General features: G+C 62.5%; 13 protein-coding genes. 2 read left to right on the forward strand and 11 right to left on the reverse strand.

Annotation, left to right across the window (positions count from 1 at the left end; all coding sequences use genetic code 11):
• Positions 1-15 precede the first annotated feature (15 nt).
• Positions 16-855: a glutathione-dependent disulfide-bond oxidoreductase gene (gene yghU / locus J3P81_RS13550; RefSeq protein WP_434559097.1), complete on the forward strand. Its 840-nt coding sequence runs from the start codon at positions 16-18 to the stop codon at positions 853-855.
• A gap of 71 nt (positions 856-926) precedes the next feature.
• Here the strand turns inward: yghU and J3P81_RS13555 are convergent, their stop codons facing one another.
• Both J3P81_RS13555 and J3P81_RS13560 read right to left on the reverse strand, forming a co-directional pair.
• Positions 927-1853, reverse strand: coding sequence for a Gfo/Idh/MocA family protein (locus tag J3P81_RS13555; protein ID WP_434559099.1), 927 nt, complete (start codon positions 1851-1853; stop codon positions 927-929).
• 91 nt (positions 1854-1944) lie between these two features.
• Complete coding sequence (locus J3P81_RS13560; RefSeq protein WP_420763770.1) at positions 1945-2730, reverse strand: DeoR/GlpR family DNA-binding transcription regulator; 786 nt, start codon at positions 2728-2730, stop codon at positions 1945-1947.
• 220 nt (positions 2731-2950) lie between these two features.
• Between J3P81_RS13560 and mqo the strand changes: the two genes are divergently transcribed.
• A complete protein-coding gene (gene mqo / locus J3P81_RS13565; RefSeq protein ID WP_434559101.1) occupies positions 2951-4600 on the forward strand; it encodes a malate dehydrogenase (quinone) in 1650 nt (549 codons plus the stop codon).
• Between the two features lie 21 nt (positions 4601-4621).
• Here mqo and J3P81_RS13570 read toward each other — a convergent pair whose 3' ends face one another.
• From J3P81_RS13570 to J3P81_RS13610, 9 genes are read right to left on the reverse strand one after another with little or no spacing between them, the layout of a single operon-like run.
• Complete coding sequence (locus J3P81_RS13570; protein ID WP_434559103.1) at positions 4622-5581, reverse strand: LysR substrate-binding domain-containing protein; 960 nt, start codon at positions 5579-5581, stop codon at positions 4622-4624.
• Positions 5582-5622: 41 nt separating this feature from the next.
• Positions 5623-6588 carry a peptidylprolyl isomerase gene (locus tag J3P81_RS13575; RefSeq protein ID WP_434559105.1) on the reverse strand — a complete coding sequence of 322 codons (966 nt, stop codon included), beginning with the start codon at positions 6586-6588 and terminating at the stop codon, positions 5623-5625.
• 5 nt (positions 6589-6593) lie between these two features.
• Positions 6594-7076, reverse strand: coding sequence for a YbjN domain-containing protein (locus J3P81_RS13580; RefSeq protein ID WP_434559107.1), 483 nt, complete (start codon positions 7074-7076; stop codon positions 6594-6596).
• Positions 7077-7110: 34 nt separating this feature from the next.
• Positions 7111-7758 carry a DNA repair protein gene (locus J3P81_RS13585; RefSeq protein ID WP_434559109.1) on the reverse strand — a complete coding sequence of 216 codons (648 nt, stop codon included), beginning with the start codon at positions 7756-7758 and terminating at the stop codon, positions 7111-7113.
• A gap of 16 nt (positions 7759-7774) precedes the next feature.
• A complete protein-coding gene (locus J3P81_RS13590; protein WP_434559111.1) occupies positions 7775-9466 on the reverse strand; it encodes a putative porin in 1692 nt (563 codons plus the stop codon).
• A gap of 35 nt (positions 9467-9501) precedes the next feature.
• Positions 9502-10224 carry an energy transducer TonB family protein gene (locus J3P81_RS13595; RefSeq protein ID WP_434559113.1) on the reverse strand — a complete coding sequence of 241 codons (723 nt, stop codon included), beginning with the start codon at positions 10222-10224 and terminating at the stop codon, positions 9502-9504.
• A 3-nt stretch (positions 10225-10227) separates the two neighbouring features.
• Positions 10228-10653, reverse strand: a complete 426-nt coding sequence (locus J3P81_RS13600; RefSeq protein ID WP_434559115.1) for an ExbD/TolR family protein — start codon at positions 10651-10653, stop codon at positions 10228-10230.
• Between the two features lie 10 nt (positions 10654-10663).
• On the reverse strand, positions 10664-12496 hold the full coding sequence (locus J3P81_RS13605; protein WP_434559117.1) for a DUF2341 domain-containing protein: 1833 nt from the start codon (positions 12494-12496) through the stop codon (positions 10664-10666).
• Between the two features lie 31 nt (positions 12497-12527).
• Positions 12528-14117, reverse strand: a complete 1590-nt coding sequence (locus J3P81_RS13610) for a ShlB/FhaC/HecB family hemolysin secretion/activation protein (protein ID WP_434559119.1) — start codon at positions 14115-14117, stop codon at positions 12528-12530.
• Between the last annotated feature and the right edge of the window lie 92 nt (positions 14118-14209).

Raw genomic sequence — 14209 nt, forward strand, 5'->3', positions numbered from 1 at the left:
CGATAAGGTACGTTCATGAGCCAAGCGTCTTACGTTCCACCCAAAGTCTGGAAACACGAGGCCCCCTCGGGTGGCCACTTCGCGAGCATCAACCGGCCTGTCGCCGGGCCGACCCACGAAAAAGACTTGCCGATCGGCGAGCATCCCTTGCAGCTCTATTCGCTGGCAACGCCCAATGGCGTGAAAGTCACGATCATGCTCGAAGAGCTGTTGGCCCTCGGGCACACCGGCGCGGAATACGACGCTTGGCTGATTCGCATCGGCGAAGGCGACCAGTTCTCCAGCGGCTTTGTCGAGGTCAATCCGAACTCCAAGATCCCGGCCCTGCTGGACCGCAGCGTCGAGCCGCCGACCCGTGTGTTCGAGTCCGGTTCGATCCTGCTTTACCTGGCGGAGAAATTCGGCGCTTTGCTGCCCAGCGATCTGGCCGGCCGCACTGAAACCCTGAACTGGTTGTTCTGGCAGATGGGCTCGGCCCCTTACCTGGGCGGTGGTTTCGGCCATTTCTACGCCTACGCGCCGGACAAACTGGAATACCCCATCAATCGCTTCACCATGGAAGCCAAGCGCCAACTGGATGTCCTGGACCGTCGCCTGGCTGAAAACCGCTACCTGGCCGGCGAGGCGTACACCATCGCCGACATCGCGGTCTGGCCTTGGTATGGCCAACTGGTGCGGAACAACGTGTACTCGGCGGCCGAATTTCTTAGCGCCCATGAGTACACCCATGTGCAGCGCTGGGCGGAGGAAATCGCCCAGCGGCCCGCAGTCATGCGCGGACAGCGTGTCAACCGGACCTGGGGCGATGAGGCGAGCCAGGTGCCGGAGCGGCATCGGGCGCAGGATTTGGGCTAGGCAAGGCGCCATGGCGAGGGAGCAAGCTCGCTCGCCATGGAAGCTCTGCTATACCCCCGGCATGGGGTATTTCAGTCGTAGAACGGCTCGACCAAGGTACGGCTGCCGACGAAAAAGCTGTCCGCCACCAGGCGCAGCGGTTGCAGGTCCATGTCGCACGCCTTGTCATTGATCAGTTGCTGGAAGTGCCGGTACACCGCCGCGTACTCACCCTCCTGCGACACGACCTGGCGCACGCCGTCGATGCTCAGCAGCGCACCGCCGTTGTCCAAGCGCAAAGTGCCTTCGGCGCAACGAATCTCGATGCTCCAGAGCTCATCATGACCATGGTCGAAATCGAACTCCGCGCGGATATCGAGACCGCGCGCGTCCGACATCTTGATGCTCGCGGCGATGGGCGACTGGCAGTTGTCGGGAACCCGCAGTTCGGCCGACCCGACGAACAATGACAGCGGCAACAGGTGGGTGGCGATGGACAAGGCGTTGATGCCCGGATCAAACACGCCCAGGCCGCCGGGTTGCCAGATCCATGCCTGGCCGGGGTGCCATTTGCGCACGTCTTCCTTCCAATCGATCTGGACGCTTTGCAGCGTGCGGCTGGCAAGCCAGTCGCGGGCCGCCTCGATGCCGGGCGCATAACGCGAATGCCAGGCAAACAGCCCGCTGACGCCTGCCGCATGCGCCTGGTCCACCAACGCCATGGCCTCGCCCAATGTGGCGCACGGCGGCTTTTCCACCAGGACGTGTTTACCCGCCTCCAGCGCCTGCCGCACCAGCTCGAACCGGCCCTGGGGCGGCGTGCAAAACGCGACCGCATCGACGCGCGGACCTTTGTCCAGCAGCTCCCCCAGGGACTGGAAGTTCTCCACTCCAGCGCAAGGCTGCCCTTGGGTCGCGACCGCCACCAACTCGAAAGCAGGGTTGGCGCGGATAGCGGGCACGTGTTGGTCCTGGGCAATTTTACCGTAGCCCACCAGACCGAGACGGATCGGTTGCATCGATGACTCCTGACTTTTGTACTTATGATGGGGCAGCAAACTAGACGTAAAACGCTTGTCGGACAATGGGCTCGTGGCCCGTTGCAGCATCTTATGTCTTGGCGGGGGCTTTGATGACCTTGGCGATGCGCTCCAGGAAGGGGTCGAGCCGCTCATGGGGTGCATCGTGTTCCACCACCAGCGCGGTGACTTCTTCACACGTCGCCACTTGGTAATGAGCAACGCTGGACAGCTTCTGGTTGGTAACCGCCACGACCACCTGACCGCTCGCCGCGACCACCGCACGCTTGAATTCGGCGTCATCCAGGCCAAACGCCGTCACGCCATTGTCCGGGTCGATGGCGCAGGCGCCGACAAAACACAGGTCGAAATTGAACTGGCGCAATTGCTGGACGGCCGCCAGCCCGATCGCACCACCGGCGACAGGGTTCAGACGGCCACCGAGCAGGATGACCTCGGCGTTGGGCAGTTTCATCAACTCCACCGCGATCAAGGGCGAGTTGGTGCTGATGGTCAAGCGCAGCGCTGGATCGATGGCACGGGCAATGGCCAGGTTGGTCGACCCGGCATCGAGAAAGACGTGCTGACCGGCGCTGAGCAACGATGCCGCCGTCCGGGCAAGGTCGTCCTTGCGCGCCGGATCCTGATGGATCCGAACGTCTATGGGCGCTTCGGCCGCCGGCAGGCGAATCGCGCCGCCATAGACGCGCTTGCACAAGCCTGCCGCCGCCAATGCCCCTAGATCCCTGCGGATCGAGTGTTCGGATACATTGAATTCGCTGGCCAGGTCCGCCGCGATGACCCGGCCATAGACGGCGAGTCGCTCACTGATCAAGCGTTGGCGCTCGCCGGGAAATACTTCGTGAGTGGCGCTCATGACATCACAACCTGCATAAACGAGCATGAATAAACATAAACGAGCACAATATGCCGGGTCTTGTTCGGGTCGTCAAACCCCCGCCGCAGCCCAGGCTGAATCACCTTTCGTCACCCTCTCCCGCCGGGTCGCTGAACAGCGCCCCGTGACGCCAGTCAACACAAGGTCGGTTGCGTCATTTCGTTAACGAGCGACTTCCTCGGTCGCCGAGGATGGAACTATGAACACTGCAATCATTGCGACCCTGCTGAGCGTCGCCCTCTCATTGAGCGTCAACGGTGCCCAGGCCGCGGAAACGAAAAAAGTCGATGTGCTGCTGGTGGGCGGCGGCATCATGAGTTCAACCCTGGGCATATGGCTCAACGAGCTAGAACCGGGCTGGTCGATGGAAATGGTCGAACGCCTGGATGCCGTGGCCGAAGAAAGCTCCAACGGCTGGAATAACGCCGGCACCGGCCATTCGGCGCTGGCCGAGCTGAACTACACGCCGATGGACGACCAAGGCAACGTCAACATTACCAAGGCCATCGAGATCAACGAGGCCTTCCAGATTACCCGGCAGTTCCTGGCGTGGCAGGTCAAGAGCGGCGTCTTGAAAAACCCCCGTTCGTTTATCAACTCCACCCCGCACATGAGCTTTGTATGGGGTGACGACAACATCAGGTTCCTGCGCAAACGCTACGAAGCGCTGCAGGCGAGCCCCTTGTTCCGCCCAATGCAATATTCGGAAGACCCGGAGCAGATCAAGAAGTGGGTGCCCTTGATGATGGAAGGCCGCGATCCGAATCAAAAGCTCGCGGCCACCTGGGCGCCGATCGGCACCGATGTGAACTTTGGTGAAATCACCCGCCAGTACGTCAGCTATCTGCAAAGCAAACCCAACTTCAGCCTGAAGCTGTCCAGCGAAGTGCGCGACATCACCCGCAATGACGACGGTACCTGGCACGTTGAATACAAGAACCTCAAGGACGGCGAAACGAGCGCCACCGACGCCAAGTTCCTGTTTATCGGCGCAGGCGGCGGCGCCCTGCATCTGTTGCAGAAGTCAGGCATTCCAGAGGCTGACGAATACGCGGGCTTCCCGGTCGGCGGCTCGTTCCTGGTCGCCGAGAACCCCAGCGTTGCCGAACGACACATGGCAAAGGCCTACGGGATTGCGTCCACCGGCGCGCCGCCGATGTCGGTGCCTCATTTGGATACGCGGGTACTGGACGGCAAGCGCGTCGTCCTGTTCGGGCCATTTGCGACCTTCTCCACCAAGTTTCTCAAGGAAGGTTCCTACTTCGACCTGTTCACCAGCATGACCACGCACAATGTCTGGCCCATGACCAAGGTCGGCATCGAGCAATACCCCTTGGTCGAATACCTGGCCGGCCAGCTCATGCTGTCGGATGATGATCGTTTCAAGGCCTTGCAGGAGTATTTCCCCCAGGCCAAGCAGGAAGACTGGCGCCTCTGGCAAGCCGGCCAACGGGTGCAGGTCATCAAGCGCGATGAGGAAAAAGGCGGCGTGCTGAAGTTGGGCACCGAAGTGGTGGCCTCCCAGGACGGCAGCATCGCCGGCCTGCTTGGCGCGTCCCCTGGCGCATCGACGGCGGCCCCGATCATGCTTGAAGTGATGCAACGGGTCTTCAAGGACAAGGTCGCCTCCCCGGCCTGGCAGCAAAAGCTGCACCAGATCGTGCCCAGCTATGGGACACGCCTCAACGACGATCCTGACCGTGTCTACGAGGAATGGAAATACACCAGCGACGTGTTACAACTGACACCGCCACCGGATATTCGTGGCAACAGTGAGCCGAAGGCTCCGACCAACAGCGATCCGGTGGGCCAGAAGCACAGCGACTCCGACCCGGACCTGGCGTTGTGAAGGAGGGCTGGCCGGCACGGGCTAGAACCATTCCCGGTGTTCCTCAAACGCCGCGCGGACCAGCGCCGCCAGCCGGGCGACTTCTTCCCGGTGTGCTTCGTCGCCGTGCACGGCCATCCAGACCTGCATCGTCATGTCACGGCCGAACAGCTCGGGTAGCGGCTGCAGGTTTTTTTCGAGCGCGCCTACGTAATGCGGCAGCAGGCCCACGCAAGCGCTCCACTGGATCATCTTGCGCATCAGTTCATAGGAATTCACGTGGGTGACGCCAGAACGACGCGCCTCGACTGCTCTATTCCAAGGCTGCAGGGAAGCAATATCCGCGTAGCTGTGCAGGCTCACCAACATGTAGTCCTGCAGTTCGACCAGGCTGCGCGGGCGGCTCGCTTCCCGTGAATAACGCTTGGCGATGTGCGGAATGTATTCCAGTTCGGCGAGACAACTGAGCTCGGCCACCGGAAACGACAGCGTCGGAGCCACGACTTGCGAGTCGGCGAGCCAGACGATGACATCCGCCTCGACCGGTTCGCTGTCGAGGCGCAGCAGGTTCAGGCGTACGTTGGCGTGCTGGCGCAGGAAGCCGAGCAGGTCGCGATTAAGGATGTCATGCAACAAGGGCTCCGCCACGGCCACACGAACCAGCGCCGGGTCCTCGTCGGACGTGCCGGGCAATGCCAGCAACGCACGGTGGGCCAGCAACTGGCTGCGCAGATGACGACCGTCCTGGCTGAGCACCAGCGCATTGCCTCGGTGCTCGAACAAAGGACGCCCGTAATGGCTCGATAGCCGCGAAAGTTTTTTGCGCAACACCGAAGCTTTGACGTTGAGGCTCCGCGCCGCCTGCATAAAACAGCTGCAACGGGCCGCCACCAGGAAGAACTCCAATGCCTGGAGATCCTTGAAGCCGTTCAAGACATCGGTACCTACCGAGGTGGCCTGCCGCGCACACTCGTGAATGAGATCAACCTCCTCCAACGCCATACGCCCTCCTCCCTAAGGTGACCCTCGAATTGCCGGACCGCTTAACGAACAGACTCCAATGCCTGATTCAGTTGCGCGCCATCGATGCTCAGCGTTGCCTTGCTCACCAGCCCTTCCATATAGGCCCTGGCCACTTGTTCCTGCCGCTGATTGCGCAGCGCCTCGCGCAGTTGTTCGCGAACTTCATCCAGGCTGGCGGCGCGTGCCGGCTGCATGTCGGTCAGTTTGAGAATGTGAAAACCCGCCTGGCTACGCAACGCGTCGGAGACGCTGCCGACCCGTTGTCGGCTCAAGACCTGGCGCATCTCCGGCACGTATTGTTGCAACGGTTGCAAGCCGCTGTCACCGCCGCGTTGGGCCGTCGCCTGGTCCTCGGAAAACTGCCGGGCGAGGTCGGCAAAATCCGCGTTGGGGGCCTGGGCACGACGAGCCAGCTCGGTGGCTTTCTTGCGCAGCGGTTCTTCGTTGGCTCCCGGCTCAACCGCGATGAAAATCTGGCTGACTCGGTACAGCGCCGGGCTTCGCAGCTTGTCCTTGGCGCTCTCGTAAGCCTGTTGCAGGGCTTGGTCATCCGGATAGTCGGCGGGGACCTGGCTGACGGATTGCAAGTAAGTGCGCAGCAAAATCTGTTCGGTGGCCGCGCGGGTCATCTGTTGGATGTCCGGACGCTCCTGCCAACCTTGGGCGTCGGCCTGCTGCAACAGGGCTTTCTCTGCCAGGCGCGCTCGGACCCACCCCTCCAGCGCACCACGATTGCCGCGCAGCTGCTCGCGCACCTGCGGTGTGAGCGCGCTCAACACAGCGTTGAGCTCGGCGCTGCTCAGTTGCAGTTCGCCCAGACTGGCCACGGCCGGTGCAGCCTCGGCCGGGGCTCTGGCGGGTTTCGGTTGTGCCGCAGGCACCGAGGCTTGGGATACGCCGTCAGGGTTGGAGATCACCGTCAGCACAATGCCGCCGAGCATCAGGACAGCCGCACTGATGCCAGCCAGTCTACTAAACCTGTTCATCGTAATCAGACCTCTTCGACCGCAGCTTCCTGCGTTACATCCGCACCGTCTTTGTGCTGCTCGCGTGCGTGCTGGCTGTAGTCGCGCAGGTACACCACGAACTCTTGCAACAGGCGGTCCCATAGTTCCAGCACGCCACGCACGTGGTCTTCACTGACACCGGCGGCAACGATGGCATCCATTTCCATCACCAGGAAATCGCCCTGGCGACTCAGGCGGGCAAAGCGGCGGCTGGCATTCCATACCTGGACCAGACCGTCAGGCAATTGGCCCTCGATGCGCAACGCGCAACTGAACGTGAAATCGACATAGCTGCCCTCGGTGGCGGCCGGGTTGCCGAAACGCACGGCAAAACCAATGCCCTGGCTGGCGCTCAACAACTGAACCACGGCGCCTTGCTCGGTACGATTGACACGATAACCGGCGGCTTGCAGTAATTCGCCCAGTTGCTCGGGAGTGATGCTATGGATCAGTGTCTGTGCGGTCATGACAGGATGTTCCTTATGGTCATTTGATCAATGGTTAGTTGCCGGCAGTGGTCTTGGCGGCATCGAACTGGGTCTGGTACAGCGCATCGCCGTAGCGCTGCGCCAATTCTTCGAACTTCACCCGTGCCCCACTGGCGAAGGGTTGGCGGATCTTCAATACGTCGCTGACCTCGATGTTTTCGTAGGCAGTGAGGATCTCCTTGGCGATGCCGTACATCTCTTGGTTTTTCGCCACGCACTGCTGCACTTCACTGTCCCGACTGGTCAGGCTGGCTTGCAGCGTGGCGCGCGCTGCCTCTATACCCCGTGCGCGGCCCAGCAGCTCTTCATAAGCTTGTTTGAACTTGCCGACCTGCTCGGTACTGGCCGCGATCTGCGCCTGGGCGCTGCTGCGTACGGCGTCCTGTTGCGCGCCCAGTTGTTCGCTCTGGCTGCGGGCCTTGGCGAGTTCGGCGGTCAGTTGCTTGATTTGCGCTTGTGCCGCGCTCAGCTCGGTTTGTGCTGCCTGGCGCGCGGCGGCGCCTTGCGCCTGTTCGCTCTGCAAGGTTTGCAGCTGTTGAGTGGTACTGCGCAACTGGGCACGCAGGCGTTCTTCCAAGGTTTGCGCCGATGCGCCCAGGGCTGCACCGAGCCCCAACAGCAGCACCACGGCGTGGATCGCGGGATGAAATGACTTTTTCATGCTGTCTCTCCCGGCGCTAGAAGCGCGTGTTGAGCTCAAGTTGCAGAACGTCGATATCGAACGGCGCGCCGTAGACTTCTTCGCTGCTCAACCAGCGCGCGGTCGCGAAGACGTTATCTTCGATGCCGTAGTTGCCGCCGAGGAAATAACCCTTGGCGTTGGTGCCGCCGAGGTGGAACGAGGAGTCGTTGAAGCCGTCCGGCAAGGCGTCCGGCTCGATGTATTTGTAGCCGGCGAACAGGTTCCAATCGCCGCGCTTCTTCAGGTCCAGGGAACTGCCCAGGGTGAACTGCAGCATCCAGGCGGTATCGCCGCTTTCGATGTCACCGTTTTCGTCCACGTTGTTGACCAGCGCACCGGCCGAGCGCTTGCGCATCTTGCCTTCGTCGTAACCAAGGTTGACCAGGTAGTTGCCCTGGCTGCGCAGCTTGAGATCGTCGAACAGCAAGGTGTCCCACACCAGGTTGAGGTCAAGCACGTTGAACTCCGAGGCCAGGCCCACGAACTGTGGCTGCGGCGAGGTGGTCGGCGCGGAAGGGTCAGGCACCAGGTTGCGCAGTTCCATCAGGGTGTTGCCCTTTTGCATGAACGCCGGACGCGTTTCGTCACTGTCACAGGCCGGCGCGCCGTCGTAGATAGCGCAAGGGTTGGAGCGCCGCCCTTCGATGTCGTCAAACTGGTAGTAAGCCAGTGCCCCTTTGATGCTGTTGTCCGGCGCAAACGCCCAGGTCGCGCCAAGCTGGGCGCCGTAGAGCCACTTGTTCTCGCTGTCTTCCTTGTTGAAACCATCGCTCGACGCGCTGTCGGAGCTGTACTCCACCGGGAACGCACCGAGGGTGCCGAACATTGCCAGGTCGCGGCTCAACGGGTGATTGAACGAGCCGGCCAAGCCGTCGAAATTGAGGTCGTTGGAATACAGCAGATCGGTGGACATGAACGGGTTGGGCATGCGCCCGCCGGTGAAGCTCAGTTCCTTGGTGGGGCGATAGTTGAGGTAGCCCTGATCGAGCCACAGGTCCTTTTTGTCAAAGCCGCCGCCAAGGGTCTGGGTGGTGGAGACTGGACTGCTGTCCGATCCCGTGCCCAGGCGGATAGCCGCTGTCCATTGCGGCGAAAGCGCGGCGCGCATCCCCATGCGAGCCCGCAGGCGCAGCATGTTCTCGCGGTCTTCGCGGGTATTGAGCAACGGCGGAAGTTGCGAGCCGCTGTTGGGGTTGACGTCATAAGGCCCGCTGTTGTTGAGCTCGGCAAAGTCGACGATCTCGTTGCTGTTGCTGCCCGAGTAGAAGCGCGACTCGTTGCGCAAGCGCACGTCGCCTTCAAAGGTGATGCGTGAGACCCAGTCGGGGAAGGTGTTGGGCTGGGCCCAGTTTTCCTGTTTGGCCTGGGCGATCACTTCGGCTTTCACCTGGTCGCGAATCTGTTCCCGAACGATGGCCGGCACGTATTGCACCCGCACCTCCCCCGGCGCGCCGGGCGCTGGCACTGGCGCGGCAGTCGCGGCGGCCTGCCGGGCTTGCACGGCCTCGGCTTCGGCCTGATCGATCAGCGCTTGCGCCTGGTCCTGCTTGAGCACGCCTTGTTGCACCAACAGGCGAATCAGATTGACCGTCGCGTTCTGCGAGGGTGTCTGCGCCAACGCGCTGCCCGCCAGGCTGGCGATCACCAGGCCGACGCCCAGCGCCACTCGATTGATTTTGCAGATCATGAACACAACTCCTAATGGTCTCTTGTCGACCCGGCTCAGGCCGGTCGGCGTCCTTGTAGGCGGATACGCACCGGCACCTGCAACGAGGCGGGTGGACGTTCCAGATGGGGTGAAGCGCGCAAGGTCGCCAGGACCTTGGCGTCGAGTTCGGCATCGCCACTGCTGCGTCCCAGCTCCACGCGCGTCACGCGACCGGCCTGGTCCAGCCAGACGTCGGCCTCCAGGCGGAACGCCAGGTTGCGCAGCTCGGGCGACTCGCGCAGCAAGCGCTGGAAGCTGTAGGCAAGGAACTGGCTGTAGGTGCCGTTGCCGAGGCGTCCGCCACCGGCGCCAGCCATCCCGCCGCCCTTGCCCGCGCCGATATTGAAAGCGTCGGAGCCAGCCTGGGCGTCGCTGTCCATTTGCATCGGGTCGGCCAGGTCCTCGGCGGGTGAAGGCGGTGCTTCTTCCTCCGGCTTGACTTCCTCCGGTTCGGGCGTGGGTTCGGGCTCGACGATTTTTTCTTCCACCGGCTTTTCCGGCTCCGGCGGTTTTTCCGGGGGCGGAGGCGGCGGTGGCGGCAACGGAATGATCGCGGGAATCTTCGGCGCCTCGCGACGGATGCCGCTCATGTCGTTGGCCCATGACCACAGCAGCCAGGCCAGGCCCGCCCCCACCAGCAAACCGACAGTCCACTGCAATACGCGGCGCACCCTGCCGGTGCCGTCCCGCTGTCGTTCCAGGTGTTCGTTTTGCGCCTGTTCAGGAAAAGACGTCATGACTCAGCCCTGGCTCGGTTTGCCGGTGACCAGGCCCACCTGGGACAACTCCAGGCGGCGCAACAGGTCCAGCACTTCAACGACTTTCTGGTACTGCACGGCCGAGTCACCGCGCACGATGATCGGAAAATCCGGGCTCTGGGCTTTCTCGATGCGCAAGCGATCTTCCAGTTCGTTAAGGGTGACCGGGTAAGCATCGAGGAACACCTGGCCGCCATCATTGATGGAAATCGCCTTGGTCTTGGGCTGCGAAAGCGAAATGGTCGAGCTGGCCTTCGGCAGGTTGATCTGGATCCCGGAGACCTGGGCGGTGGCGGTGAGAATAAACATCACCAGCACCACCATGAGCACATCCACCAGTGGCGTGATGTTGATGGTATCGACGGCGGCATCTTCGTCGTCGTCCGAGGCGCTATTGAGGTTGGCCATGGTCGTTCCCTTACACCGTCAACGATGGGCTGGCGACGTGGTTGCCCCGTCGATGCGCCGCTTCACTGGACTGGCTTTCGCCGTGGACTTCGGCCAGGCGGGTGATGAACTCGTCGACGAATACCCGCATGTCGGCGCTGACTTCCTTGTTTCGCGTGGTCAGGCGGTTGTAGCCAAATAGCGCCGGAATCGCGACGAACAACCCCATGGCGGTGGCCAGCAACGCAGCCGCCATGCCGGGGGCGATGGCGTTGATGTTCACATCACCGGCCATGGCGGTGCCGAGGAACACCACCATGATCCCCAGCACCGTCCCCAGCAGGCCGATGTAAGGGCCGCCGGCGATGGCGTTGGACAACGTCGACAACTTGGAACTGAGCTGTTGGTTTTCCCGGGTCCGTACACCGTCCATGGAACAGCGGATGGCTTCGATGGTGGCGGCGGAGATCGACGAGGTGTCGGCGCCCTGGTCGCGGCGCGTGCGGATCTCGGCGACCGCCACCCCATACAGGCGCCACAGCGACGAATCGCCCAGGCGCTGCGCCAGGTCGCGGTCATCTGCAAGCAGTTCCAGCCGTGTCCCGACCTTGGCGAAATGACTGCGGAAGACTTCGTTGGCATGGCTGACTCGGCTGACATTGCGGCTCTTGCGCACCATGATCACCCACGACTGCAGCATCATCAGCACCAGGACGGCGATGATCACCCAGGCGTCCAGCGGCACCGCATTGAGCAGGAAACCCAGGCTGCCGAAACCAAATCCAGACTGTTCTTCGTCCACCCCATAGGCCACCAGGCGCGACTCGGCGCCCTGGGCGGTGGCATCGGCCAGGATCTGCTCAGGCGAACGGGCGACGCGGGACAAGCGCAGTTCATCGAGGGCGCCGGTGAAGGCTTGATACGTAGCGGCCGGAGCCACCACGCCGGCATCGACGGCGGCCGGTGAGTCGGCGCCGATGGCAATCGCACCCTGCAAGGCCGGCAACGGTTGCGCCAGGCTCGCCGCCGGCTTTCCATTCACATACAAACGCAACCCGCTGGCGTCAGCCGTCAACGCCAAGTGTTGCCATTGCCCCAGTGCCACGGCCTGGTTGGCCACGGCGCGCTGGCCGTTCACTTCCACAAAGGGCACGCCTTGGTTCACGCCCACCAGCAGCGCATTGCCGGCATCACGACGGGCCAGCAGCAGTTGCTCGCCTGCGCCCTGCTCCATTCGCAACCAGGTGCTGAAGGTCAACGCACCACCCGCGCTCACGCCCAGGGATGGACTGGCCGGCAGCAACAGCGGCTGACCGTTGAGCTGTGCCGAGCGCCCGATGACACCGTCAATGATGTTTGCCGGTGCGTTCTGCGCGTGGTTGGCAAAGGCGCTGGCATCACGCGGTGGTGCGCCAACGGCACCATCGAAGTGATAGACCAGGCTGTAATCGGCATCGAACGCCAACTGGGGATTGCTGGTGGCCGGTGCTTTCGGGTTGCCATAGTACATCCAGATGTCCGAGCGCTTGCCCCCCTCCACCATGGGCACGTCCACCCAGATCAAGGCCATGCCCATCAGCGGATCGAAGCTCTCAATCTGGTGGTTGAGCACGGTGTGGTCGTCGGCGGCGACAAAGCGAATGTCCGAGCCGTTTTCGTTGACACCGTCAAAGGTGAAATTGCCGGTGTGCAAACGCACCAGCAGCGAGGTGCGCCCCACCGCCTGGCTGATCGCCGCGCCCTGGGGCGTGGTGTCGATGCTGATCTGTTTGCGGTAGTGCCAATCGTCCTGCCACCAAGCGCTGGCCGTTGCCGGCAGCACGAGGCCCAGGCAAGCGAGAAGAATGAAAATCAAGCGATGCATAACGGAGTGCTCCAAGGTCTGTGCCTACCGGTCAAAAGGTCGCCTGCACATTGAAGTGCACGCGTGAATCGTGTTTGCGGGTGTTCGGGCCGTCCTTGAGCGGCAGGCCCCAGTCGAGGCTGCCCGACAGCCATTCGCGCAACGTGGCGCGGGTGCCGAAGCCGATACTCGCCAGGCTGTAGTCGGCCTCCTGGTCGGGCAGCGCGTCTTGCAGGGCCAACTGCGCGCCTTCGGCAAAGATGTATAAACGCCAGTTGTCGACGTAGCTGCCGATGCCTTTGCCCAGGTGCTTGCTCAACGACGGTGTGCGCAGTTCCTGGGAAAACAGCACGCCATCATCGCCAGTGCGTTCCGCAGCGAGATAACCGCGCACACTGGTGGCGCCACCGGCGGAAAACTGTTCGTTGGAGACCAGCGGCCCGGAGGCCAATTGGAAGCTCAGCTTGCTTGCCGCTTGCCAGTCCCCGGAAAAATTCCGGGTGAAGGTGCTGTCGCCCTTGAACACGGCGAAGCTGGGATTGGCCTCGTAGCGCTTGGCCCGAAATTCATCGGCGTCGCTGCCATAACCGAAGAAGCTGCGGGTGCCGGCAACGATGCTCAGGCCCAGGCCGAACTGTGAGGTTTCGGTGTAGCGAAAGCCGTTGTAGGCAAGGGTGATGGGCGCGTACTTGATCGGCACTTCATCGCTCGAACCGCCGAACTGCAGGGCTTCATCGAAATCCTTGAAATCCACGCCCACCGACAGCGAGTTCGCCCAGACGCCTTGCGCAGGCACGTTGTAGATCAACGACACGCCGTAGGAATGGCCCTTGCCCAGCACATTGCTGCCGCCGATGGTTGCGACGTTGCTGTCGGATTGATAGCCAGCGAACTGCAGGTTCCAGCGCTCACTCAAGGGAGCGTTATAGGAACCCGACCAGACCTGCGCGTTGTCCCGGTCCTCGGGGGCGGTGAAATAGGTCAGCGAAGCCGTATGGCCGCGTTGCCAGAGGTTGTTGTGGCCGAGCGTGACCACCGAACGCAGCTTTTCGGTGTCGGCGCTGTAGTCGTTGTTCAAGCCGACGCTCGCCTGCCAGGGATTTTTATCCTCGACTTGCAGGTCGACATCCATCGTTCCCGGGCGCTGCCCTTCGCGCACGACCGGCACCACTTGGCGTCCGGGGTTACGGTTGGCAACCCCCAGCTGGGTTTGCACCGCCGCGAAATCGGCCACCTTGCCTTCTGTCAGCGCCGGTACTTCTTCGCGCACATTGACGGGAGAGTAGTGCTCGGTGCCGACCACGCGTACCCGGCCGATCCTGGTTTCGCTGACCTGCAGGTACACCACGCCGCCTTCGACCTGCTGCTCCGGCAGTTCGACGAACACCGACTGGTAACCCTTGGCCTGGTAGCGCTGTTGCAGGGCATCGCGTGCGCCTTCGATATCGGTGAGCTTGCGTTGCGGCCCCAGGAACGCATACACCGCCTCTTCGATTTCCCGGGCATCGAGCACGGTGTTGCCGCGCACCACGTACTCATTCACGTCCACCAGGCGCGCAGGCGTTCCGGCCTCGGCCGCTGTATCGGCTTCCTCGGCCCACAGCGTTGGCGCCTCCGCGACGAGCATCAGCGCGAGCGCCATGGGCAGGTATGGCCTGCACCGGCCGATGTTGAAGTCCCAATGATCCACACATCCCCCTCGATTCAATTGCGCCACGCGCGCAGCGCCTGCTA

Source organism: Pseudomonas sp. R1-6 (assembly GCF_051132115.1).
Taxonomy (GTDB): Bacteria; Pseudomonadota; Gammaproteobacteria; order Pseudomonadales; family Pseudomonadaceae; genus Aquipseudomonas.